The organism is Streptococcus mitis (assembly GCF_002005545.1).
In the GTDB taxonomy this organism is placed as follows: domain Bacteria; phylum Bacillota; class Bacilli; order Lactobacillales; family Streptococcaceae; genus Streptococcus; species Streptococcus mitis_I.
This window is the reverse complement of record NZ_LBMT01000001.1, coordinates 612,579-637,320: the sequence shown is the minus strand read 5'-3', so window position 1 is coordinate 637,320 and position 24,742 is coordinate 612,579. Positions and strand designations below refer to the sequence as shown.

The window sequence follows — 24,742 nt, the reverse complement described above, 5'->3', positions numbered from 1 at the left end:
AGAGGCTACTGCGCTTGTGCTTGCTGAGGTAGATGCTACGGCACTTGTTGATGCTGATGTAGATGCTACGGCGCTTGTTGACGCTGAAGTAGACGCTACCGCACTTGTTGAGGCTGAGGTAGACGCTACGGCACTTGTGCTTGCTGATTCTGATTTATATACTTTGTCAGAAACCGTTGCATCTTGGTTATAAACAGTTGGTTCATATGGTTGACTACCAGACGCTACTCTAGCATTATCCTTATAGTAGACCGTTGCAACACCATTAGGAGCCACTTCAATGCTTGAAATACGTTCGCGACCGTTTGGAATCACCTTATCATGAGCTTTTCTAATTTCTTCTTTAACTTTTTCTTTATCAGCATCCGTTAAAGCATTCTTATTCTTCACTTCAGTAACAGCGATTGCCGGTTTCTTGAATAAGTTTTCCAATTTATCCTGCTGGATTCCAAAGTTTTCAGAAGCAGGATTTCCACTCGGGTCAATAGCCTCAACCTGACGAGACCATCTATTACCATCTCTATAAGTAAGATTACTATTTGCAGTAGCTGTCACAGTAATGGTCGTACGATCATCACTCGTCGTTGTAGTAATATTTGAAATTTTACCACTACCCCATTCAGCTCTACCCTCAAAGAAATCTGTTAAATCCGTACCATTTCCTCGCATTTTCAAGGAAGCAAGCTTGCCACTATTATCTTTACCAGTAAAGGTTACTTCAATCGTATCACCCGCATAGAATTTATAGCGTCCTGCGCCATCTTTTTCCGGTGTCTTTCCATTAACCTTAACGGTGTAAGTAACAGTTGGTGCTACATCTTCTTTAGTAATACTCGTAGAAGTTAGGTCAGAAGTAAGAGTCTCTGTGCCTCCAGCAGGAGTCGTTACAATCTTCTCTTGTTTAACCGTTACGTCTCCCGTTGGAAGCAAGCCGTTATTAGCATTGTAAGCCTTTTCGAGATCTTTTGGCGTGAAGGTCAGCCTTGTATCGTTAGGTCCAGCTTCCTTAGTGAATGTCTTATCACCGATTGTCAAGGTCACTGTCGCTCCTGGTGTTACATCTGTAACTGTAATACTACGGTTCGGCAGACCTCCTTGTAGCTTCACTTGATTATCTGCGATTTGTGGTGGTTTTGGTCTAACTTTGATGGTTACAGGAACGGTGTCACTACTATTGTCCCCAGTTTGAGCTCCTTTAGGTAAGGTAACTGTGACATCTTTCTTATAAATCCCTGGAGTACTTACTGTGCTAGCATCTGGTGCAGATACCCATCTGTAGGTAGTTCTGGTAGCTTCCTCTGGACCACTAGGAATCGACACACCATCTCTAGAATTCTTAATCGCCTTGCCTGGGTCATTAATAATCTCATTCAAAGGTCCTGTATTCCCAACTGTTGTAACATACTCTTGCTTGGCTACTGGATCAACTACCGTATAGTCAAATGTTGTTTCGCTTGTCAGAGCCCGATCGTTAGTTGATGGAGTTCCGAAGCGACCTGTTGGATAGACAGCTGTCACAGTATAGGTCGTCTTGTGACTTACAGGATCCGGCCAACTTGAATTCTCCTTGGTTGTATACCATACTTCACCAAACGTGTCTCTGCCAACAGCAGTTGTTTTCTCCGGATCTGTACCATTTAAACGATACTTATAGAACCATTTAACCTCACTTTTAGCCTTCAAATCACTGAGATTTGTATATAGCTCTATATTTCTACCATAGTTGTTAGCCCAGCCTCCGTCGACTCTACTAAGGCCTGATCCTTGCGTTCCTTTAAATGCAAAGAACTTACCTGTGACTCCATTCGCGGTTTTTGTCTCAATCTTTGGATAAACAGTATATTTATACTCAACTTCCTTAGTCTCATTTCCTTTAGTAACGAGCAAGGTTGCTGTTTTATCACCAGGTGTAGATAAATCTGGAGCTCCATTTTTCCAAGTAACGTTGGTATTTGAAGGTAGGGCTCTACCATCACCATCTACAACAAAGTCACGAGCGTTGAGTTGACTAGGATTTTCTCCTTCAACGGCATAAAAACGATCTGTTTTAGCTCTATACGGTGCCTTCGCAGTAGCAGTGGTTGTCGCTCCAGCTGAGTTAAAGTTATAAGACGTTGCATTAACTGGAGTGTTATCTTTGACTGCCTCTTCGGAAATAGTCACATTACCAGTCGATTTATCTAAAGTCACCCCAGCTGGAAGAGGATCGCTACTTTCCCATGCAGTTCCAGATTTTTTAATCGTAATTTGAGTAGGAGTGTTAGCAGTTGTAGACGTAGTCGGTGTATAAGATATATTTATCTTATCATTGTTCGCTTCAGGACGAACAACTACACTACCATCACTCTTAGGATCGACATGAGGAGCTGTTGCAGTAGCCTTAGCAACATTTTCAAAGAATACTTCCGAAACATCGACTGAATCGCCACCCACATTATCTTTATATATCGTTCTGAGTTGCTTACTTAGTCCTATTTTAGTTCCAGTAATCGTAGCTTTTCCATCTAAATCATTGTACTTAAGGATCGCCTGTTTATCAGCATTAGTCAGTTCATCTCCCAGTCGTGAGATATCCATATTATCAGGTACGGATAAGTAGACTTCTTTCCCATCCACTCTGGCTTTAACAGCCATATTTTCCCCTATTCCTGAACCAATCTCATTGCTACCACCAACCCATTCAACTCTCTGAACGTGTAGCTTTTCTTCAGTAGCTACACCAGAAGTAATCGGTGTGGTTGTCGGAATAACATCTGAGCCTCCAGGACCGTCGTTCACAGAATTCTTATACTCATCTGGTTCCTCCGGCCTTAAAAATCCTGGTATAGTTGAAGATTTATCATCAAATTTTTGAATAACAGACGCCGCAGTTACCACCTGCCCTTTGGACATTTGACGAGTAGTCTGTGACTGATTGATTACAGGTTCGTAAACATCGGACTGCGTTACAATCTTAAATGGAAGTTTATAAGACGCACCATTTGAATTTTTCGCACTAAGTCTATACTCACCTTTACCTAGTACAATACCATTTCGTTTATTAGCAGCATCATATTTAATGAAGTTACTATCCTTGGAGACACCTTCAATCTCATAAGTAGTATCCCCACTTTTAAGAGGTGTTTTTTGACCTGTTTCTTTATCATAAACATCCGCAATCGTAGAAATGTCGTTTGGGGCTAAATGTCCTAATCCACCAGCCCATTTCAAAAAAGTAGATGGTATGCCTGATTTCAATTCCAACCGATACCGTTCTTGAGAGCCATTCATTTGTAGGTAGTTTCTATGACGTGAATTTTCCAAGGAACGGAAACCAGCCATATAAAAATCATTGGTATCTTCTGGACTATCTGTCGTATATTTTATTTTATATCCTTCATAACGGGCACTTCCCTTAGGATGGAGGGCATAGATATTCGCTGTCGCATTCTCAATAGAGTTAAAAGCAAAATCACCATCTTTTTTAATCTTATCCGATATTTTATCTGTCTGATAAAATACTTCTGGATTATTAAAAGCAAAGTCTCTTAAACTAGTGAGAGATCCTCTACCGACCCCACTAGGACCTACACCAGCTACACCATCATAATATGAACCACCTTGATTATTCTGAGCATTACCGATTGCTGCTAAAAGAAATTCACTCTTAGAATTTTTTAGGAACGCACCGTTGCCATTGCTAACTCCCAATTGTCTCCAAGGCTGATTTTTTCCATCCTTTTGCAAAACTTCCATATGGGTAATGTTATGCCCTTTTGGAACAGTAAAGTAAAAATAAGGATTATCGTGAGGTTCTCCTCCGTTATTAAATGTAACTTCCCATTGAGTTATCCTACCAGTACGAGTGGCAGTCATTAATACTTGGTCACCAATGTTTTGGACAAGAACACGAGTGGCAGTATTAGCGGCTCCAGGCGCTTTTCCATTCCCTGTTCTTCCCTCGGTAGCATAAAGATATGTCCCCTCTTTATATGTTAGCTTTGGAATTATGGTCAGTTGCCTCAGATTTTGGAACAACATATCCAACAGAGGCTGTTAAAAATGTTGGATTGCTATTCTCAGGCGCTACCTCCCTAAAGCTAACTCCTCGCTCCATCTGTCTACCATTTAGCACACTACGTTTACCGTTATTAGCACGGAGGACAGCGTTAACGATTGAGTTTTGCGCAGATGTAGCTTGCTTGATAACATCTGTTAGATCCGCATTTGGATTTTTCAGCGCTTCTTCGATAGCTGTTACAGCAGCATTCACCTTAGCAACGGCTTCGGTTGTGTTTGGTAGACCGATAGACTTAGCTAGGTATTCACCCATAGAAGCTGAGATTTTAGACAGACGTTTGCGGTCTTCTTCAGCTTTTTTGTTACTCTCAGCAGATACTGTAGTCGCTACGGCAGCTGTTGTCGTCGTATCCACCAAACTTGAAGTCGTTGATGTGATTTGACTCAAACGATTTTCAACCGCTTGTAGAGATGCGAGGCTTTCAGTGATAACTTTTGAAAGAGCTGCGCCAGCTGTCGCATTAGCTGCATCTTCCTTACGAACAGATGTCTCTTTGTTTGAAGCTGTTTCTGATGCTACTGGTTTTGCAAGTTCAGAAGTTACTCCAGCTTGTGATTGAGAAGCACTTGCTAAAGCTGATGTACTTGCAGATGCAGAGGCTACAGCACTTGTTGATGCTGACGTACTTGCTGATACAGAAGCACTTGTTGAAGTACTTACTGATTGGCTTTCACTTTCTGAAAGATGTTTACTTGCATTCTTGGAAGCTTCCTCAGACAAGGACTGGCTTTGGCTGACAGAAACTGATAGGCTGTCGGCTTGAGCCCCCTCCTGATCTTTTACTGTTCCCAAAGTTACTGTGTCTGTATTCGCAAGTGTTTGATTTGACTCTACTGTCTTTTCAAGAGCGTCATTGGCATAAACAGTTGTTTGTGTTGCAACTGCTCCTCCAAGTACCGTCCCTGCTGCGGCTAGCCCTTTCAGGATATCCAATCCTGTTAGTGTATTTGCTGATTGCTCTTCGATAACTTCAGTTGTTACCTGAGCAGCATCTACACCACCACGCAAGACTTTAAAGAGGCCAAATTGAGAGGTCGAGGCACGCAACCAATGCTTACCCGACTTGATCAACTTGAAACGGGTCACACGATCCGTCTCTCTATATTCACCTTCTTGGCGTCTAAAAAACATATTTTACTCCTTCTTCTAAAAAGATATTTTTTCCTAATTATATTCTACTTCTTTGAATATATTAAGTCAACTCAATATACGTTCATGATAAAAAAATTTTATTATTCATTTCTATGTATAAGGATATCTAACATTGATATTGTTGTAAATCAAACCACTCCAAAAATAGTAATAAAATCAGCAAATCGCTTTATTTAATATATATATATATATATATATCGGATAGAGTGTGTATATTTTCTGTATAAAACTAGAAAAACAGGTAAAAGACTTCAAAACTGTATACAACTTTCTCTGCTCTTTCTGTTCGTAGAGCCACGATTTCGCTATCCCTTCCTCCCTCTACTAGCTCATGATAATCAGACTTTGGAATCGCTATTTGGTTCACCGGTAGCGGAGACCCACGGAGGACTCACACCTCAGATGAACGTCATGCCCGTCGTACCTAAAAAAATCACTCCCTGACTAGGCGAGTGATTTTTGGGCTACTGTTAAAAAGAGTTCTGAGTAATTTCCTTGAAACAGGCCTTCAGCGCTATAGAGAATCTGACTATGCACAGATGAAAAACCGTGCTGAATTAGCTTGTTTTCCAGTTCAGCTAAATCAAATCCATGATGGTTAGCTTCTGTCTTGGTAAAATCAGCAAGGAAGAGTTGTCCATCTTCCTTCAAATGTTGATGAAACAGTGAGAGAGCCGCATCCAAATCAGGCATATGATGAAGAACCCGACAAACAACAATGAGATCAAACTCTTGCTCCAAGGGATTTGCCAGTAAATCTTGCTCCAAAAACTGGATATTCTTACTTTCTTGCTGCTCCGCTTTCAAGCGAGCTTGCTCCAGCATTTTCTCAGAAATGTCTACAAGAGTAACGAACTTGGCTTGCTTGGCCAGAGGCAAGGCTAATAGCCCCGTCCCTCCACCGAAATCCAAAATTTCTTTGTCTGATAGAAGATCAATCTGTTTCTCGACTGCTTGACAAACCAAGTTTGCAAGGAAAATATTTTTAGGGGAATCGAAAGTTTCTGCTTTGTGGTTAAAATCATGTTTCATGCTTTTAGTTTAACACAAAGTAGCTTGATTGGCTAAGAATTATCTTTCTTTTCGACCTTCTCTTCTGATTTTTTCTTCTCTGCTTGATTACTTGAATCAGTCACTACTTCTTCCTTTTTATCTGTTTTCTCTTCTTTGATTTTGACGGAAGGAAATATGAACTCATATTGACTCTTGGATGTACGAACTACTGTCGTCAAGCTTGTTTTCTTGTTTTGATAGTTTACTTGACCTAGGTTAAAGGTCTGTTCCCCGCTTTCTTTCTCAACCTTATCTTTGGTTCGCTTGGCCATAGCAAAAGCAACCAATTTTTCTTTATTCAAAGCATAGTCTTGATAGTGGGCAACTTGTCGGTTCAAGTAAAATTGTAACAAAAAACTAAAGACGGCTGCTATGGTGACCGCATAGAGGAGAACACCTGCCTTAACTTTTTTCTTTTTCCACACGATAGATGAACTCCCTTTCTAAGCCTTTTTGGAACTGAAAATGAAAGCGAACCAGTTGATTCTCCTCTGTAATCTGAGCTGATTTGAGGCCATAAATCATAGGCTGATATCCTCGTCCACTGGCATCGGTTTTCCGAAAATCATCTGATTTTGACTTACCTATCGCAATTTCCTTGCCATCCTGCCTCATATAGAGGCGATTTCCCTCCACTTTTTCAAACTGCGAACGATCTAATTCTGCCTCCAACTGGTCCACAAACAAGAGCCACTCCTTTTGCTCGCTTTGTTGCTGGTATTGAACTTCTGAAATAAGGAGCTGACTCATGGCTTGAAAGAGAAGTAAGCTTCCACTGATGACAATGAGGGCAATCAGGGATTCTAACAAGGTAAAAGCCTTGATTTTATGGCTCTTTGATAGCCAACAACTGTTCTGAACCATGGTAGACCTCCAATCCCTTTTCACTAGAAAACACCTGAATCTCAACTCCATTTATGTTTACTTGATTTTGACCTGTCTGCAAAGCCATCTTAGCTACCCTCAAGACTTCTTCCTTTTGCAAGATTTTTGCTTCTTCTTGCCTATTTTTCTGAATTTGTCCCAAAAAGAGGGTTGCAATGCTGGCAAAGATAGCTAAAGAAACTACTGCTTCCAGTAAAATCACTGCCCTAATTTTTTGTTTCCTTAATGCGTTTAATTTTTCCATTTCCTAAATATAATTGATAACGAATCGCTCCTTTACTGGTCTGAAATTCAACCTTAGCTAGGGACGAATTGCCCCCAGCTCGGTCAAATGTAATACTTTGGCCTGATGGTGCCTGAATTCCTTTAGGAACTGTCAGCTTTTGACTGCCATTGCTAATCGTCTGCCCATCTAAGTTTAGACTAGTCTTTTGCTGACTAGCTACACTGCGTTTTTGGGTTTCCCGATAGAGTTCTTCAAACTCCATAAAGAAAATCTGCTCCTCTACCGCTGCAAAAGTGGACTGGACAGAGCCTGACAAACCCAAGGCAAGGATACTCACAAGACCCAAAACCAAGAGACTTTCCAGCATGGTAAAGGCCTTAATCTGCAACGGTTTGACTGGTATTTTGTTTAGCATGGTATTCTTTATAAGCTTTAGCCTGTTCTTCTGTGATTCGCCCATCTGCTTGTAACTTGCTTAGGCTAGCATCTTCATTTTTATCTAAGCTATAAAGCTCTGCCTGACTTTCCACCACCTTAACAACAGCAGCTTTTCCTTTGTCGTTGACTGCTTCTTTTTGCTTGGTCAGATTAGGTACAAAGAGTAATAGAAGCACGCTGATGATGAGCAAGACCACCAACATCTCCACAAGTGTAAAAGCTTTAACCTTAGCTTTTTTCAAGAATGTCATCATTTTTTTCATGTTAAAAATTTACCTCCATATTTTGATACATGGGCATGAGCATTGCCGCATAAAGTAAAACGATAATCAGTGCCACAAAGATAAAAACCAGTGGTTGCACCAAATTCATGGTGCGGTTGACTCGGGTAAAAAAGGCTTCCCAAGTTTTTTCAGCATAGATTTCCAACTCACTCCCCAGCTTAGACTTGACTTCCCCATACTCGATGATGAGACTCAACTCCTTCTTAAAGAAAGGATAGGTTCCTATAGTCTGAGAAAATTCCTGACCATTTTGTAGGGCTTGAGCCAAATCTCGACCGATTTCTTTAAAGAGTTGGGAACCTTGTTCCTGCATGATCTGAAAAATCTGCGTCAGTTCCATCCCCTGAGAAATCATATTACCCCACTCACGCGCATAATAAGCTGTCAGATAAGTCTGCACAAAGATTCCAAGAAAGGGAAGGCGTGCTAAGATAGAAAAGACGCGCATCTTAAAACTTCTTTTATAAAAAGTTAGTGCTAAAAGGACAAGTATGGAAACAAACCCTACCATGCCTAGAAAAATTTGTGGCAGATTACCGATAATCTGAGTGGCGATATTACTACTATCCAGTTGTGGTAGTAGATAGTTCCGTAGTCCCAGCATAATTAAGAGAAGAAATCCCAGCAAAATCAAAGGATAGGTCGCTACTTCAATTAATTTTTTCTTAACCTTGGCAAGATTGTCTAGATACTCTTCTATCTTTCCCAAACTCAGGTGGAGATTTCCATGGACTTCCGCTAGGGATAACTGAGTGACAATAGCACTTGAAAAGCCCAAACTTTCCATCATTTCTGAGAATGATTTCCCCTGAGACAAACCTGTGCACATCTGTGCCACACACTGCTTATCTAACAAAGCACTCCTATCTAAAAAGGAGATGGTCTCCACCAGATGAAAACCGCTGGAAAAGAGATTGTTAAACAAGGTGATGATATTTTTTTGTTTAGCTGTAGCTAATTTTCTCCGTTTCAGCCTGAAGGCTTGTGATATGTCCATCTTTAAGAAGCTGGTCAATCTGTTTATTCCAGCTAGTTGACTGATGTTCTTGATAGTCTTTGTTTGCAAAGTCAACGATTCCTCCTCCCCCGATTAATCTCTGATAGCAGACTCCCTGCAGAACGACTGCCAATTCCTCCTCACTCACACCCAACTCCAGCAGACGCTCATAAACACCTCGGATACTCTTGGCGTGAATGGTTGAAAAGACTGTCGCCCCTGTCAAACTAGCTCTAACTACTGCACGTGCCGTCTCGCTGTCTCGAATTTCTCCGATAATCAAGAGATCTGGTCGATGACGCAAAGAAAGTTTGATGAGATTTTCATAGGTCAACCCGATTGCTTCGTTCAACTGCAACTGAAGCATGTCGTCCTGCTTGATTTCGACAGGATCTTCAATGGACATGACTTGCTGTCCTTTAAATAGGGACTTGGCTAATTCGTGCATCAGGGTCGTCTTGCCACTTCCGACTGGACCAGCAAAAAGATAAAGTCCCCGTTGCCTGTACTGCTTGCCCAGTTCTTCAATATCCTGAAACCAAAAATGCAACTCCTGCTTCTCATCATGCAACAAGCGAATGACTAAACTCTCATGTCCTCGATAATCGCCTACAGTAGATAGACGTAGAGATGCCATCTTCTGGTCATAGGCATAATCACAGGAACCAAGTTGACTACGTCGCTTTTCTCCAACATTCATACCCGCCACAAACTTAAAGTGACTGATGACGGCCGCAAACTTTTCAAAATCATAACAACCGATTTTACAGCGCTCGTCTCCGACCCTCATATGAAGCTCATAAGCGTCTAACTTAGGAACAAAATAAATATCCTGCGCCCCTTTTTTCCGAGCCGAACGAATGATTTCTTGTGCAATTTCTTGAACCATACTTACCTCCTCACCTATACTATTCGCAAAGATTTGGAAAAATAAAAAAAGCAACTCCAAAAAAGTTACTTTTCCTCTATTTTAATTTCATACGGCAAGAACGGTGCCTTTCCTGACCTGTTTGTTTTTCATAGCCTGGGCGTAGTTTTTCATCTGGAATAACCTGCTCATCCTGTAAAAGAGCCAAAGAATGGTATTGTTGTAAATACTCGTCACATTCATCACACCAGCGTTGGTCTTCTGGATCCCAAAAAATGGTCATCAAATCACTTCTACTTTTATAAAGAGGGGATTCTTGTTCCAATCTAAACCAGCAAGTTTTGTAGTATTTGAGAGCATCATAATACTGGTCAAATTTCTTACTTGCTACAATATCTTCTTCCCAACCTTCTAAGAACCACCAAGGTTCAAAATCTCCGTACATTTCTATAACACGATACATATTCATTCATTCCTTTGTACCGTATATTATAACCAATTCAGACAAACAAGGAAAGAAATATGCTCATTTCTTAATTTTTTGATAAAAAATCCAGCCATCTTATGATGACTGAATTTCTATTTGCTTATGTTCCAAAATGTTTTTACTACTTAAGCTTCTGAAATATCATTTTCGATAATGACTTTGATTGCATGGTGGTCTGCTGCCTTACTGAAAACTTCATAAGCTTTTTCAATTTCACTGAGTTTGAAATAATGAGTTACCAATTTTTCTGGTTCAATCTTATGACTTTCAAGAGCTTTCAACAATTGTGGAGTGGTATTTGTAGATACCAAACCAGTTGTTACATTGATGTTGCGAATCCAAAGTTTGTCTAAATCGAATTCAACTGGTTTACCATGCACACCACAGTTGGCAACTGTTCCGTCTATACCGATAATCTTTTGACAGAAATCAAATGTTGCAGGAATACCAACAGCTTCGATAGCAACATCCACACCACGACCATCTGTCAAATCATAAATTTCTTTAATGGCTTTTTCAGGGTCTGAAGAATTAACCTTATGAGTCGCACCAAATGATACAGCAGTTTCCAAGCGATTATCGTCTAAGTCCACCATAATCAATTTAGCTGGTGAATAGAATTGAGCTGTCAAAAGAGCTGCTAAACCAACTGGACCTGAACCAATAATGGCTACGCTGCAACCAGGTTCTACTTTCCCTTTCAAGACACCAATTTCATATCCAGTAGGCAGAATGTCTGATAGCATAACCAAGGCTTCGTCTGACAAGTCTTCTGGAGTATGGTAAAGAGTGTTATCTGCATGAGGGACACGTAGATATTCAGCCTGCATACCATCAATCAAGTGACCGAAAATCCAACCCCCTTCGTCTTCACAGTGGGCATAAATTCCTTTTTTACAGTAGTAGCATTTACCACAGGCACAGACACAAGAAATCAAGACCTTGTCGCCTTTTTTGAAGTTCGAAACTCCTTCTCCAACTTCTTCAACAATCCCAATCCCTTCGTGACCAAGAATGGTGCCACTTTGGCAAGCAGGAACATCCCCTTTGATAATATGGAGGTCTGTTCCACAAATAGTGGTTTTTACGATACGCACAATAGCGTCTGTTGGCTTGCGAAGCACTGGTTTGTCAACGTCAACAAAAGAAGCAAGTCCTGGTTTAACATAAGTATAGGCTTTCATAAAGCACTCCTCCGTTTTTTTATTTGTACTATTTATAATGTAATTGTAAGCCTTTTCATTTGTTTGTTCAAGATTTTTTGTGATTTTTTTAACTTTTTTATTAACCGGTAAAGAAATATAGATAAAAAAGCAGAAGCTAGTCTCTAACTCCTGCTTTCTCTCTTATGCTTGATAACGTTTCACACCATCTAGATAGGTTGCTACCAATTCCAAATCTTTATCTAATACGATAAAGTCCGCGTCATAGCCTTCACGGATTTGGCCACAGACATCATCAATGTGAACAGATTTTGCTGGGTTAAGGCTGGCCATCATGACCGCTTCGTGTGGATTTGCAATACCCCACTCGACTACATTTCTCATACCATCTTTAAGTTTGAGGATAGAACCTGCCAAATTACCAGTAGATTTGAGACGTGCAGTTCCATTTGCTACTACAACAGGGAATTCTCCCAACATATAGTCACCGTCTTCAAGCCCACCAGCTGTCATACAGTCCGTAATAAGAGCGATGTTTTCTGTCCCCTTTTGCTTAAGTAAAATCTCACAAGCTTTTGGATCTACGTGATAACCATCACAGATCAATTCTGCATAAGTATGTGGGAGCTCATACATAGCTCCTACCATACCTAGTTCGCGGTGTGTTAAACCACGCATCCCATTATAGGCATGTACCCATACACTAGCTCCAGCATCAACTGCCTTTTTAGCTTGTTCAAATGTCGCATCTGAGTGTCCAAGTGCAACTGTCACACCTTCACCTGTAATAGTACGTACAAAATCTTCCACCCCATCACGTTCTGGTGCAATAGCGATTTTATTTAGCATCCCTTTTGCAGCATCCTGCCAAGAATGAAACTCCTCAACACCCGGGTCTCTCATATAAGTTGGATTTTGTGCACCCTTAAAAGTTTCTGTGAAATATGGACCTTCATAATAAATCCCACGAATCTTAGCACCTGTTGCTTCTTTATAATGGTTTCCAAGATTTTCAGTGACTGCAAGCAATTGCTCATAAGTGGCTGTTAAAGTTGTGGGCAAGAAACTGGTAACACCGGTACTAAGAAGTCCCTCACTCATAGTATGCAATGTACCTTCAATGTTGTTGTCCATTACATCTACACCTGCATATCCATGAATATGAGTATCCACAAGACCTGGTGCAATGCTATAACCAGTATAGTCAAGAACCTCTGCTCCTTCAGGAATTTGATCCACATGTTTCCCAAATTTGCCATCAACAAGTTCTAAGTACCCACCGCGACGAATGCCAAATGGATAGAAAAACTGATCCGCTTTAACGTAATTAGGCATAATAATGACCTCCTTAAAAGATTACTTTTGATATTTATTATGTCAATTACATTATAAACCTTTCTGATTCATTTGTAAATGGTATAGACCTATTTTCTAGAGATATTTTAAAAGAGCTGGATTTCTCCAACTCTTCTCTTTTTAATACACGTTATTTTGATTTGACTGGCTTGTCTTTAGCTGTTTGCAAGGCTGTAGCAATGGTCTCTGCATACAATTTTGCTCCGGCTTCAATTTTGCTAGTGTCACTTCCAAAATGGACTTGGTCTGTCCCAGTCCAAATTTCTGGATGTTCCTTAGCAACTTGATTCCAATCTGCTATCGTGATATAAGGAGTCTTCTCTGCCAATTCTCTCATATAGGCAGCAGCCTTCTCAACGATTGCATAGGTCTCTTTTGTCTTATCTCCCTCATAAGGAGTCACCAAAACCATATGGTGGCCCTTAGGAAGATTTTTCACGATACTATCCCAATCTTCCTTGTAATTTTCAGGATTATTTACCCCTGTTGCAATGACCACCATCTTAGGTAAAAATTTATTCTGGCTATTATTTAGCATGATTTCATTGGCAGTCTTGGTTGTTCTGCTGACCTGCGCGTTAATCTGTGCTCCAGGAAGGGCTGTCTGCAGGGCTGTATTTGCCCTTAAAGCCACTGAGTCACCAATTAACATAGTGCCATCAGCAATTCCTAAACTATCAGCTTCTGCCCGTTCTGTCATCACCTTGGTTTGGCTAATATTTGTTGCAGCTTGCTTCAAACCATTGACAGTCAAGTCTGTCTCAAACGCTCCCACTTGTGGTGCCAACAAAGTCACTAAGAAGACAATGAAGGCCAAGATTCCTGTACTTGTTGCAAGAATTGCGTGAATATAAGGCAGGGGACGAAGAGTTTGTAAAACAGGTGTGTTCTTGCCTGCAATCCACGGCTCCAATACATAAAATGAAAGACTGGCAAATCCATAAGAAAAAATCAAAGTCAGTAACACAGCAAAAAGATTTGATGTCAACTGTGAGAATATGATATAGAAAGGCCAATGGAAGAGATAAACTGCATAGCTAGTATCTGCTAAAAAGCTGATAATTTTTGGCTCCTGTATATGATGTGTCTTTTCATGTAAGACACGCGCCGCCAGAATCATAGCAAGGGCTGCAAGACTGGCAAGCAAGAAGCCGATAAGATAAGCAAAGAGATAGGTAAATTTGACAAAGAAGGTCAAAATGAGTAAGAAGCCAAAACCTCCTGCAAAAATCAACAGGGTCTTTCGTAAATCCCAGATTTTATTCAACTGCTTGACGAGGGAAGTCGTCTGACGAACGCCTACAATCGTTGCTAGGATACTTCCCAAAAAGAATGGATAGACATGAGTTAAACTGGAGAAGTAAACAGAGGAATAAGAGGTTACTAGAAAACTACCAATAAACATGGAGAAGAAACTAATCAAGAAGGCAGCAGTTGATAAGAGAAAAACCATCCCTCTCAACTGACCATTTGACCTAGACTGCTTGGATAAGAACCAAACTGCCAATCCCCAGAGTATATAGTAGTGTACCTCAACAGCCAAGCTCCAATTATGAACAAACAAATGAGGAATGAACTGTGATTCATAACTCCCACCTGTTAGAAGTTCATAGAAGTTGGTCATAAAGCCTAAAACACCAGCAATCTGACCCCCAATTCCAGCCACATAATCTTGGCGAACTAGAAAGGTAAAGGGCATGGTTACCAAGACCATCAAAACCACAGGTGGCACGATACGATAAAAGCGTCTCCTAAAAAATCCAACCAAATCAATTTCATGATTTTTAGAAAATTCTTCGATGAGTAGAGCTGTAATCAGGAAACCTGAAAATGTGAAAAAGACATCTACCCCGAAAAATCCTCCAGGAAAGATGGTCTGAAAGAAGTGATACAAGAGTACCAAAAGTAAACCTGTAATCCTAATCAAGGAAAACCATTTAATGCGCATACGAGTTTATTCTTCCTTTCATTGTACACTTTATTCTATCAAAAAAAGAAGAAAAATCCCAAGAGAAAACTTAGGATTTTTAGCTGGATTTTTAGCTTATATCAATTCCATTTTAGAAATTACGTCCTGATTTATTATAGCCATATTTTTCAACAAAATACTCACGGAATTCCAAGAGATTGTCATCCATGATGGCTTGTCGCACTTGCTTCATCAGGTTAAGCAAGAAGTAAAGATTGTGGTAGCTAGTCAAGCGAATACCAAAGGTTTCATCAGCTTTGAGCAGGTGACGAAGGTAGGCGCGTGTATAGTTCTTACATGTGTAGCAATCACACTCAGGATCCAGTGGTGTAAAGTCCTCAGCAAACTGAGCATTTTTGACAACCAAACGACCTTGACTGGTCATACAAGTCCCATTACGAGCGATTCGAGTCGGCAAGACACAGTCAAACATATCTACACCACGAATCACCCCATCAATCAAACTATCTGGTGCTCCCACACCCATCAAATAGCGAGGTTTATTTTCAGGAAGCAGTTGGGTTGTGAAGTCCAAGACAGCATTCATCTCTTCGTGGGTTTCTCCTACTGCCAAGCCACCGATAGAGTAGCCTGGGAAGTCCATGCTGACAAGGTCATGAGCCGATTGGCGACGAAGGTCTTCAAATCCTGCCCCTTGCACAATTCCAAATAACCCTTGGTCATGCGGACGACGATGAGCCTTCAAACCACGCTCAGCCCAACGACTGGTACGCTCGATTGATTTCTTAACATAGTCGTATGGTTGATAAAACTGAGGACATTCGTCAAAGGACATCATAATATCTGAGCCTAGATTGTTCTGAATAGAGATAGCTTTTTCCGGTGATAGAAACATCTTAGAACCATTGAGATGGTTTTTAAAAGTTACACCTTCTTCTGTGATATTACGGCTATCTGCTAAGGAATAAACCTGAAAACCACCACTATCTGTCAAAATTGGTTGGTCCCAATTCATGAACTTGTGGAGACCACCTGCGCGTGCGATGAGTTCATCTCCAGGACGAAGCCAGAGATGATAGGTGTTTGACAGGATAATTCCCGAACCCATCTCCTTCAATTCTTCAGGCGACTGAGTTTTGACAGTGGCTTGTGTCCCAACTGGCATAAACATAGGTGTTGGGAAGGTGCCGTGGGGAGTGATGATTTCTCCCAGACGAGCTCCTGTGTGTTTTTCTTTCTTAATCAAACGGTATTTGATTGGTGAATCTGACATTTTTTACCTCCGAAGCTGGGAAAGACAGTCCCAGTTCATACTTTGTGCCCAAGGGCATACTGTATGATTTTATCAAAAAAAGCTGGAACTGTCACGAACTATGGTATAATGAGAGAATGAAATACCCAAAAATTGATTTAAAAACCGTTCGTCTGCAGGCTAGACAATTTCAATCTGAAAATCCCCGCCTCTTTCTCGTCTATCTCTTACCTAGTATACTGGTCATCTTGTCTGGCTTCCTCAATCCCTTAGAGCGCATCAACGAGAGTGTTTTAGAACAACCCTTTGTAAGCGTGTTTGGCCATGTATTCCAAGCCTACCTTTTTCCACTATTAGTCTCCTTTATCGGAGCTATTCTTCTAACCAGTTCAGTCTATACAACCCTAAAACTCATCAAGAATCCAGATACAGAACTATCCGTCAAAAATAGTCTTACTCTCTTTAACGAAGTACACTTTTCACAAACCTTTTTGACTCTACTTCTCAAACGTTTCTATCTCTTCTTATGGAGCATTCCTAGTTTGCTTGGGATTTACCTCCTTTTTTACAGTAGCTTTCTAGCAAAGAAATTCGTTGCAATCCATCCTGAATTTCCCAATCTGGATCTCTCGTCAGTTGAAACGGAGCGTTTCCTCATGACCTTTGGTCTCTATTTTCTAGCAAGTATCCTCTTGATGATTGTCGGAAATAGTCTCTATATTCCACAATACTATGCCTATTCGCAGGTAGAATTTCTCCTCTGTGACACCCTAGACTTAGGACAAGCCAAACCAGGACAAATCCTTAAAACCAGCCGTTTCTTAATGAAAGGTTACAAAATTCAGCGCTTTATTCTAGACCTACAACTCCTTCCTTGGTATTTCCTCAATTGGATTACCTTTGGAATTGCTAGTTTTTCACTCCTACCCTACATTCAAATCAATAAAATAATTTTCTATCGAGCAGTACTGGCTCGAAAACGTCCAAAAGCTTGAAGGTTGTTCCCTCAAGCTTTTTTCTATCAATGAGTTTCTCCGCCTACCAACTTGAGGTCCTGATCTCCATGTTCGATAATGGCGCCGATTGCCGCTTCTATCCCTCGCCTAATATCCACTAAACTCATAGCTGGGGTAGTCGGTCGATTCACCACCTGTTCCATCATATAAGGAATATGCATAAAACCTGCCTTAACATGTGGAAATTTCTTTTCTACCAAATAGAGGGCCTGATACATCAAATGATTGCAGACAAAAGTCCCTGCCGTATTGGAAACAGAGGCCGGCAATCCCTCTTTTTTTATAGCTTGAACCATCGCTTTAATCGGCAAATTACTAAAGTAGGCCGAAGCACCATCCGGGCGAATAGGAAGGTCAATCGGTTGGTTACCATCATTATCAGGAATGCGTGCATCGTCTTGGTTAATGGCCACTCGTTCAGGCGTCAAGCTAGATCTTCCACCAGCTTGGCCGATACAAAGGACAAAGTCAGGTTGATAACGACTCATCTCTTCTTCCAATACTTGGGCCGATTTGTGAAAGACTGTTGGTACTTCTAGCCAGCTGACCTCAGCGCCATGGATTTCAGATGGCAAACCTTTAATGGCCTCCAAAGCTGGATTGACCTTTTCCCCTCCAAAGGGCTCAAAACCTGTCACTAATACTTTCATTTCTAACTCCTCAAAACTAATTCAATGAGACTTTTTTCTTAAAAACAAGTATAACATATTTCTCTTCTTCTGGAGTGAAAAGGACTAGCGAGACTAAGATTGACCTTTGAACTTATTTAAAGAGAAAAATACTAATCAAGGCCAAAATAGCTGGTCCACCTTGCTTCAAAATAATTTTCTTATCCGCTGTTAGAGAGCCATAAGCCGCAGCACCAATCACAAATAAGACAAAAATAGTCACAATTTCTAAATTCTGTGAGAAATAAATCCCATACAGGAGAAAGACTCCTAGCAGAGCATTATAAATCCCTTGATTTTTAAACAATGAACTTACTGACGGACGAGCCAGTTCTTCCTTGTCCATGTTAAAGACACGACTAGTCGCATCTGATTGCGTTGCAATACTTTCCAAATAAAAAATGTAAAAATGCTCCAAAGCAACAATCGTTGCTAAAATGATTGTCATAATTGACATCTATTTCTCCTTAAATTTCTATATTTTCAATACCCAAAACCAATTTATTTAATAAACGGCTGAGTTCTGTTCTTTCAGACTCTGTTAAGATACTTTCTATCGCTTCTTTAACCTTGATATGTTGCAGAGGGGGATTCACTACTAACTGCTCCTTGGCATACTTCGTAGCTTCTACCAACACTTCTCGCTGATTTTCAGGATTACGATGACGCTCCACCAAACCTTCCTTTTCCAAAATCTTGAAATGTCGGGTCAAAGCAGCCTGATCAATCTTCAAACGCTCCTGAACTCCCATTTGATTACAGGGAGAATTCTCCAGCAAAAACAGTAAAATCTGATACCGTGTCAAACTAATCCCAAGCCTTTTTTCAAACAATTGCGTACTCGCTTGCTCAGACAAGCGGAGTTGATACAGTAAATCTTGAATCTCTATCATGTCTTCTTCCTTTCGATTGACTCATCAATAGTTGATTAGTCAATCATAATGCAAAGTAAAATAAATTGCAAGAATGTTGCTTCAATCATTACAAAATGGTAACTTCCATTTTCCATCCATATTGATATTCAATGAAAATCAAAGAGCAAACTAGGAAGCTAGCCGTAGGTTGCTCAAAGCACAGCTTTGAGATTGCAGATAAAACTGACGTGGTTTGAAGAGATTTTCGAAGAGTATGACAAACAAAAAACGAACGAGACTCGCTTCCTATCACGAAAGCTAGATCTCATTCGTCAAAATGATATTACAAAGTCTGGTTTATCCATTCATTGAAACGTGAACGTGGTCATAGTGGTTTTCTGTCACGCTACCACGGTCTGGCATTGGGTTCCAAGTATTAGCTGGTCCATATTTGCTATCGAATGGAGCATAGAAACGTTGTTTCCAGATGATATAACTAATACCACGGCTAGCCATATTTTGAATAGCGTATTCCGCAATCTTATCCCCTAGTTCTGAGCTTTCTGGTACCATAAAATCGATAGCCAAACCTTTTCCGTGATCTCCACTATCTCCTGGACGGTAACCACTAAAGGATGTGATGCCAAACAAGTTGGCGATTTCTTCTTTAAAGGCAGCTGTTTGTGGTTGAAGGCCTGCATTTTCAGATTTCGCTACCGCAAGTCCAGCATAATCGGGCGCAGCTGGAGCTGCGTAAGTTGTTGAAACTGTTTTCTTCTCTTCTGGTTGATAAGTAGAAACTGCTGCTATAGCTTCACTTGATGATGCTACTTCTTTTGCTTTTTCTGAACTTGTTGCAGTTGTTTCTGTTGTTTTTTCTTCTACTGGAGTTGTAGTTTCTTCCACTGTTGAAACAGCTTGAGGGCTGGCTTGTGTTTCCTCTTTCTCAGCTGGAATTGTTGCCTGAGGAGCTGCCTCTACAACTGCATTGCTTGTCTCGGCTGTTTGCTCCTCTGACGTTGAAGTATTTGTAGATGGTGCTACTTCTTCTACAGTAGCAACTGTCTCTGCAACTTCTGAATTTGTTGCTACTTCTTTTGTACTTGTAGTTTCTACCGCTTTTGGCGCTTCTGCAATCGGTTGAGAAAGGTCTGCAACCTGAACAGTTTGATCATCAACCGTCACTTGATTGGTTGTCAAATCTGCTGTCGCAGTTGTCACTTCTTCACTAGAATCTGCTTGAGGTGTTTGGATTTCAACTTCTGTTACTTCTTCAGCTTCATTGACAGTCGTTGTCAAAACAGTTTCTGGGAAAATCAAGTCCATATTAGTGATTTTATTCAAATTCGCAAGAACTGTGACATCTACACCCAAGGCTTCTGCAATGGTGCTCAAGGTATCACCATACTGAACGGTATAACTTGTTTTGTTATCCGTTTTAGTCAAATCATTTTGGATTTGCTCAACACTACGTGCAGTCCAAAGAACTTCTTCTGCTTGAGTTGCCAATACTGGGGCAAATGACAAGGCTACTGTTGAGGCTAATAATATTCTTTTCTTCATTCTTTCAAATTCCTTTCAAATGAGTACCTGTCTATCATAACACAAAAAATGCAGAAAAAAAGCCCTCTCGGGCCTATTTAACAAAACTGTCTATTCCTTGTAACAAACTCTGTTACTTGAAATAGTTTGTTAGGTCTCTGTCACAAAACTGACACAATCTTTTTATCGCTCAGCCTTAAAAAAATGGGAAATATCTGCTAACTCTTGAATCCTGTGATTGCCTTCATAAGACGACTCTAAAAAATTAATGCTCTGAATACCACTATTCTGGGCAAATTCCACATCCAGAGTCCGATCCCCTATATAATAGGTTTTCTCAGGATCCAACTGATACTTGTCTAACAGATAGGTAGCCGCTTCCGGATTAGGCTTGCGCGCAAAGCCACTCTGACTGGTTAGAATCTCTGTAAAATAGGACTCCAAAGCCAAGTCTCTTAGAATGGTAAAAGCATTGTCTCCCTTATGAGTGTAAACAAATTGCTGAATCCCTACTTGGTCTGCCCAACTCAACACCTCACGCGCACCTGGCATTAAGACTACCTGGGCATTCTTTTCAGTCAGACTCTGGGCACGCATCTGATTTAGCACTTCCACATCCAGTTTTTTCTCTTCTGCCACCTGCACAAGTAAATCCTGAACCGAATAATTGAGGATAAATTCTCTCACCTGCTCCTTATCATAAGGAATAGAAAACTGAGCAAAAGTTTCCTCAATCCCTGACAAAATCGCTTCGTAAGAGTCCAATAAAGTTCCGTCTAAATCCCAAATAAAAGCTGTTTTTTGCATTTCCTATCCTTTCAAGCTCATATAACGCTGGTAACGGTAACGTAGAAATAACCAACGAAAACCATTATCCAAAAGGGTTCCGGCCCAAATACCGGGCAAGCCCCAACCAAGCACAATCCCCATCAGATATCCTGTTCCAATGCGGATAAACCACATTCCTATACTTGTCGCATAAAAGGGAAGCCGAGCATTGCCCAAACCCTGCCAGACTGCTGTATAGATGACTGTTCCTATCGTCATAGGAGTACCAAGTAGTGAAAAAAGTGTCACTAGAACACTAGCCTCCACCGCTAGAGAATCAGTTGTATAGAGATGAGTGAGTGGTATACCCAAAGCATAGATACTGAAGGTAAAGGGTAACATGAGGACCAGAGAGAGCCAAAAGGTTTGCTTGCTCAAACTAGCGACTCTTTTCCAATCATCTTCTCCAACCGCTCGAGCCACTTGCATGACTGTTGCTGTAGCCACACCAAAGGCAGGCATATAGTTAAACTGGGTCAAGACTTCTCCGACTGCATTCCCAGCAACTGCCTCCGTTCCAAAAGAAACGACCAAGGCAATGATAACGACATCTCCAGCCCGCATCATGAGCCGCTCTCCAGCTGCTGGCAAAGCTAAGGTCAATAGTTCCTTATCTAAACCAAAAATCGGTTTCTCAAAAGGCAACTTTAATTGCGACCATAAAATCACAAGACCAACCAAACGAGACAGAATAGTCCCCCAAGCAACACCAGCTATCCCCATATCCAGAACAAAAATAGCTAGACTGGAAAAGAGAATATTCAAAGCATTTGACAAGAGACTAACATAAAGAGGCAAACGTGGATTATGCGTTGCACGAATCAAGGCTCCCAGACTAGTCATTAAACCTAAGAAAACAATCGATCCGCCTACCAAAGATAGGTAGAGTCCACCACTCTCAGCTACATCTCTCTCCGTCCCCAAAAGTCCTAACATCTCTTCCCCAGCGAAGATGGACAAAGATCCTAAAAGGAAACTTACTAGTAGGGTAATCTTCAACGCCTCAGTCACATGATAGGCTAGCTTAACCTTATCCTTCTGCCCCAAACCTTTTGAAATAACACTGGAAATAGCAGCTCCCAGAGCGATGAAAATCGCCTGGTAAATCGTGATAATATTGCCAGCTACTGATACACCCGAAATAGCTATCAAACCCAAGTGGGCTACCAAGTAACTATCCACCATCCCCATGAGCATCTGCAAAAAGTTTTCGCCCATAGCTGGCAAGGCAATATTAAGAATGTCTTTATTTTTCTTAAACAATCCTTCCTCCTGATGAAAAGAAACTCAGTTGGTTTCCCAACCGAGTTTACTCCCTCTGTCTTAAAGTCCTAGGTAAGCCTCAACCGCTGCTTGCATGTCTGTTGCTGCAACAGTTGTCTTATGACGAACAGGAGCTGTTTCAAGCCCATCAACTGCTGGTGGTACTGCAACGCCTGAGATTTCATGTAATTGAGCCAAGGCTTCAAAGTCGCCAAGCCCTGGTTTTCCAGTTACAGCTTCTACTGCAACCACTGGGAACTTGTATGGACTAGCTGTTGATGCAATCACTGTCTTAGTCGCATCTCCAGTAGCAGCTTGGTATTTCTTATAAACTGCCGAGGCAACAGCTGTGTGTGGGTCCTCAATATAGGCATCTGTTTGATAAACACGTTTGATTTCTGCCGAAGTTTCTTCCTCAGTCACATATTCAGCCGCAAAGAGGTGCAGAATCTCAGCATCAAAGTCTGTCAACTCATATTGTCCTTGTGTATTCAAGGCATTCATGAGTTCAGCTGTCTTAACCGCATCATTACCCAAAAGATGGAAAATCAAACGTTCCAAGTTTGAAGATACCAAGATATCCATAGATGGACTAGTTGTTACTTTAAACTTACGTTTCTTATCGTAAACACGTGTCTTGAAAAAGTCTGTCAAAACATTGTTGTCATTTGAAGCACAGATTAATTTGCCAACTGGAAGACCGATTTGTTTAGCATAAAAGGCAGCCAAGATATTTCCAAAGTTTCCTGTTGGTACTGTGAAGTTGACCTTATCACCAACTACAATCTCACCAGTTTTAACAAGCTGAGCGTAGGCATAAACATAATAAACAATTTGTGGTACCAAACGACCAATGTTCATAGAGTTAGCTGATGAAAATTGCAACTTGTTAGCAGCCAATTTTTCACGAAGAGCTACATCGTTAAACATATGTTTCACGTTGGTTTGCGCATCATCAAAGTTACCATCAATAGCAATAACATGAGTATTGTCGCCAGTTTGAGTGGTCATTTGCAACTCTTGTACCTTGCTGACACCATCCTTTGGATAAAAGACGATGATCTCAGTACCAGGTACATCGGCAAATCCAGCCATAGCAGCTTTCCCAGTATCACCAGATGTCGCTGTCAAAATGACGATTTTGTTCTCCAAGCCATGTTTCTTAGCAGCAGTCGTCATAAAGTATGGCAAGATTGACAAAGCCATATCCTTAAAAGCAATTGTTGAACCATGGAAAAGTTCCAAGTTATATTGCCCGTCTAATTTCACTAATGGTGCGATAGCTAGATTATCAAACTTGCTATCATAGGCATTGTTGATACAGTAGTCCAACTCTTCAGCTGTAAAGTCATCTAAAAATGCTGACAAAATAATCTTAGCAACTTCCTGATAAGAAGCATCTTTCAATCTGTCAAAGTCCAAATCTACCTTTGGATAAGTAAGCGGTGTAAACAAACCACCATCCGTTGCCAAACCTTGCAAAATTGCTTGGCTAGCAGTTACTGTATTGTTGGCATCACGCGTTGATTGATAAACTAATGTCATTACTCTCTATCCTTTATCTATAGTCTCTTCCATTATATCATGATTGTTCAGAAAATTCTCCCTTTATAAGAAAAATTATAGGCTCAATTCTTCTTTCAAAGGCAGTAAATAGATCATTTCTTGCTTATTTCTCATCACTAGCCCTTCCTCAGCTAGCAAGAGTAAGTCTTTTGAAAACTCTATAATCGCAGTTTCTTCCTGATCTGTAAGCTTTTTCTTAGAAAATTGTCGCCTTAAAAACTTATAATTTCGCCCAAATGCTTTAAAGAAAAGTGCTGTTTCTAAGTAAGCTTCTAACTTTTCTAAATTAACCAACAATCCCAAGTGAAAGGCAGCAGAAGCAAAAGTACTATCAAGAGGCTGAGTACACACACTACGAAACTCAACTGTTCCTCGAGCCGTTAAATCTTGGTACTGATAACTACGATGAGTTTCAAAATCCTTCTCTTGAGGGGAAATAAGAACCTCATCCCCATTCAGAGAAAATGCTTGGATTTCAGGTGTAGCCAAATAGTCCCTAGCCTGAATCGGATAAAAATAATAGGTTTGTCCATCACGTTCCGCAGTAAAAATTGCAGAATAATCTAGATAATCAAAAAAATCATCCTCATCTTTAAAGAGTCTAGCATTGACCCCGACGTTTTCTGAATAGATACCATGCATCGATTCTTCCCAGAAAATATCTCTTGAAATTTTCGTATCCCAATCTGCACCCGAAAACTCAGAATTGGCAAATAAATAAGCCTTAGCCGCTTCAATTTGGGTAAAAGCATTAATCACTCGTAAGTAGTTAGACTTTGAAACATCCAACTGAACCTGACTCCCACAAATAAACGCTCCGTATTCAGGGAAATGATGTAAATCTGATTTAGTAA

Annotated in this window: 24 protein-coding genes (1 of these 24 running past the window's edge); 1 reads left to right on the top strand and 23 read right to left on the bottom strand. The window is 40.7% G+C overall.

All coding sequences use genetic code 11. The features are described 5' to 3' along the window. The 15 genes from QS39_RS10985 to tgt all read right to left on the bottom strand — a co-directional run. A partial coding sequence (locus tag QS39_RS10985; protein ID WP_180374992.1) for a Rib/alpha-like domain-containing protein occupies positions 1 to 3,855 on the bottom strand: 3,855 nt, incomplete at its 3' end. 112 nt (positions 3,856 to 3,967) lie between these two features. Next, complete coding sequence (locus QS39_RS10980) at positions 3,968 to 5,191, bottom strand: accessory Sec-dependent serine-rich glycoprotein adhesin (RefSeq protein ID WP_077804617.1); 1,224 nt, start codon at positions 5,189 to 5,191, stop codon at positions 3,968 to 3,970. A gap of 465 nt (positions 5,192 to 5,656) precedes the next feature. Continuing rightward, a complete protein-coding gene (locus QS39_RS03205) occupies positions 5,657 to 6,244 on the bottom strand; it encodes a class I SAM-dependent methyltransferase (protein WP_180374991.1) in 588 nt (195 codons plus the stop codon). A 32-nt stretch (positions 6,245 to 6,276) separates the two neighbouring features. Beyond that, positions 6,277 to 6,690 carry a competence type IV pilus minor pilin ComGG gene (gene comGG / locus QS39_RS03200; RefSeq protein ID WP_077804616.1) on the bottom strand — a complete coding sequence of 138 codons (414 nt, stop codon included), beginning with the start codon at positions 6,688 to 6,690 and terminating at the stop codon, positions 6,277 to 6,279. Further along, a complete protein-coding gene (gene comGF / locus QS39_RS03195; RefSeq protein ID WP_077804615.1) occupies positions 6,668 to 7,129 on the bottom strand; it encodes a competence type IV pilus minor pilin ComGF in 462 nt (153 codons plus the stop codon). The genes comGG and comGF overlap by 23 nt, the downstream gene beginning before the upstream one ends. Next, on the bottom strand, positions 7,092 to 7,394 hold the full coding sequence (gene comGE / locus QS39_RS03190; RefSeq protein ID WP_257617683.1) for a competence type IV pilus minor pilin ComGE: 303 nt from the start codon (positions 7,392 to 7,394) through the stop codon (positions 7,092 to 7,094). The genes comGF and comGE overlap by 38 nt, the downstream gene beginning before the upstream one ends. After that, positions 7,357 to 7,791 carry a competence type IV pilus minor pilin ComGD gene (gene comGD / locus QS39_RS03185; RefSeq protein WP_164925504.1) on the bottom strand — a complete coding sequence of 145 codons (435 nt, stop codon included), beginning with the start codon at positions 7,789 to 7,791 and terminating at the stop codon, positions 7,357 to 7,359. The genes comGE and comGD overlap by 38 nt, the downstream gene beginning before the upstream one ends. Then, positions 7,754 to 8,077: a comG operon protein ComGC gene (gene comGC, locus QS39_RS03180; RefSeq protein ID WP_000738641.1), complete on the bottom strand. Its 324-nt coding sequence runs from the start codon at positions 8,075 to 8,077 to the stop codon at positions 7,754 to 7,756. Before comGC ends, comGD begins: the two co-directional genes overlap by 38 nt. Before the next feature lies 1 nt (position 8,078). Continuing rightward, positions 8,079 to 9,095 (bottom strand): competence type IV pilus assembly protein ComGB, encoded by a 1,017-nt coding sequence (comGB, locus tag QS39_RS03175; RefSeq protein WP_077804612.1) that lies wholly within the window; start codon positions 9,093 to 9,095, stop codon positions 8,079 to 8,081. Beyond that, positions 9,043 to 9,984: a competence type IV pilus ATPase ComGA gene (gene comGA, locus QS39_RS03170; protein ID WP_077804611.1), complete on the bottom strand. Its 942-nt coding sequence runs from the start codon at positions 9,982 to 9,984 to the stop codon at positions 9,043 to 9,045. The genes comGB and comGA overlap by 53 nt, the downstream gene beginning before the upstream one ends. Positions 9,985 to 10,060: 76 nt before the next feature. Then, positions 10,061 to 10,426, bottom strand: coding sequence for a DUF1033 family protein (locus tag QS39_RS03165; RefSeq protein WP_000286409.1), 366 nt, complete (start codon positions 10,424 to 10,426; stop codon positions 10,061 to 10,063). Between the two features lie 149 nt (positions 10,427 to 10,575). Further along, a complete protein-coding gene (locus tag QS39_RS03160) occupies positions 10,576 to 11,634 on the bottom strand; it encodes a zinc-dependent alcohol dehydrogenase family protein (RefSeq protein WP_077804610.1) in 1,059 nt (352 codons plus the stop codon). Positions 11,635 to 11,796: 162 nt separating this feature from the next. Continuing rightward, positions 11,797 to 12,948, bottom strand: a complete 1,152-nt coding sequence (gene nagA, locus QS39_RS03155; protein ID WP_001134549.1) for an N-acetylglucosamine-6-phosphate deacetylase — start codon at positions 12,946 to 12,948, stop codon at positions 11,797 to 11,799. A 151-nt stretch (positions 12,949 to 13,099) separates the two neighbouring features. Then, positions 13,100 to 14,917 (bottom strand): acyltransferase family protein, encoded by a 1,818-nt coding sequence (locus tag QS39_RS03150; protein ID WP_077804609.1) that lies wholly within the window; start codon positions 14,915 to 14,917, stop codon positions 13,100 to 13,102. Positions 14,918 to 15,029: 112 nt separating this feature from the next. Then, positions 15,030 to 16,172: a tRNA guanosine(34) transglycosylase Tgt gene (gene tgt, locus QS39_RS03145; RefSeq protein ID WP_001285237.1), complete on the bottom strand. Its 1,143-nt coding sequence runs from the start codon at positions 16,170 to 16,172 to the stop codon at positions 15,030 to 15,032. Positions 16,173 to 16,288: 116 nt separating this feature from the next. Between tgt and QS39_RS03140 the strand changes: the two genes are divergently transcribed. After that, entirely contained in the window at positions 16,289 to 17,146 is an 858-nt protein-coding gene (locus QS39_RS03140) for a DUF975 family protein (RefSeq protein WP_033675856.1), read from the top strand. Positions 17,147 to 17,172: 26 nt separating this feature from the next. Here QS39_RS03140 and pcp read toward each other — a convergent pair whose 3' ends face one another. The 8 genes from pcp to QS39_RS03095 all read right to left on the bottom strand — a co-directional run. After that, positions 17,173 to 17,817, bottom strand: coding sequence for a pyroglutamyl-peptidase I (gene pcp / locus QS39_RS03135; RefSeq protein ID WP_023945695.1), 645 nt, complete (start codon positions 17,815 to 17,817; stop codon positions 17,173 to 17,175). Between the two features lie 112 nt (positions 17,818 to 17,929). Next, positions 17,930 to 18,292, bottom strand: a complete 363-nt coding sequence (locus QS39_RS03130; RefSeq protein WP_050283542.1) for a DUF1304 domain-containing protein — start codon at positions 18,290 to 18,292, stop codon at positions 17,930 to 17,932. A gap of 10 nt (positions 18,293 to 18,302) precedes the next feature. Further along, positions 18,303 to 18,728 carry a MarR family winged helix-turn-helix transcriptional regulator gene (locus QS39_RS03125; protein WP_180374990.1) on the bottom strand — a complete coding sequence of 142 codons (426 nt, stop codon included), beginning with the start codon at positions 18,726 to 18,728 and terminating at the stop codon, positions 18,303 to 18,305. A gap of 318 nt (positions 18,729 to 19,046) precedes the next feature. Beyond that, the gene (locus QS39_RS03115) at positions 19,047 to 20,252 is read right to left on the bottom strand and encodes a LysM peptidoglycan-binding domain-containing protein (RefSeq protein WP_077804607.1); all 1,206 of its coding nucleotides are present in this window, start codon (positions 20,250 to 20,252) and stop codon (positions 19,047 to 19,049) included. Positions 20,253 to 20,414: 162 nt separating this feature from the next. Continuing rightward, the gene (locus QS39_RS03110) at positions 20,415 to 21,038 is read right to left on the bottom strand and encodes an HAD family hydrolase (protein ID WP_077804606.1); all 624 of its coding nucleotides are present in this window, start codon (positions 21,036 to 21,038) and stop codon (positions 20,415 to 20,417) included. A gap of 3 nt (positions 21,039 to 21,041) precedes the next feature. Beyond that, entirely contained in the window at positions 21,042 to 22,322 is a 1,281-nt protein-coding gene (locus QS39_RS03105) for an MATE family efflux transporter (protein ID WP_077804605.1), read from the bottom strand. A 60-nt stretch (positions 22,323 to 22,382) separates the two neighbouring features. Next, positions 22,383 to 23,867 carry a threonine synthase gene (gene thrC, locus QS39_RS03100; RefSeq protein ID WP_077804604.1) on the bottom strand — a complete coding sequence of 495 codons (1,485 nt, stop codon included), beginning with the start codon at positions 23,865 to 23,867 and terminating at the stop codon, positions 22,383 to 22,385. 75 nt (positions 23,868 to 23,942) lie between these two features. Then, positions 23,943 to 24,742, bottom strand: the 3' portion of a protein-coding gene (locus tag QS39_RS03095; RefSeq protein ID WP_077804603.1) for a glutamate-cysteine ligase family protein. 478 nt of this gene lie beyond the right edge of the window; 800 of the gene's 1,278 nt are visible here — the last part of the coding sequence; its start codon lies off the right edge, out of view; it ends in the stop codon at positions 23,943 to 23,945.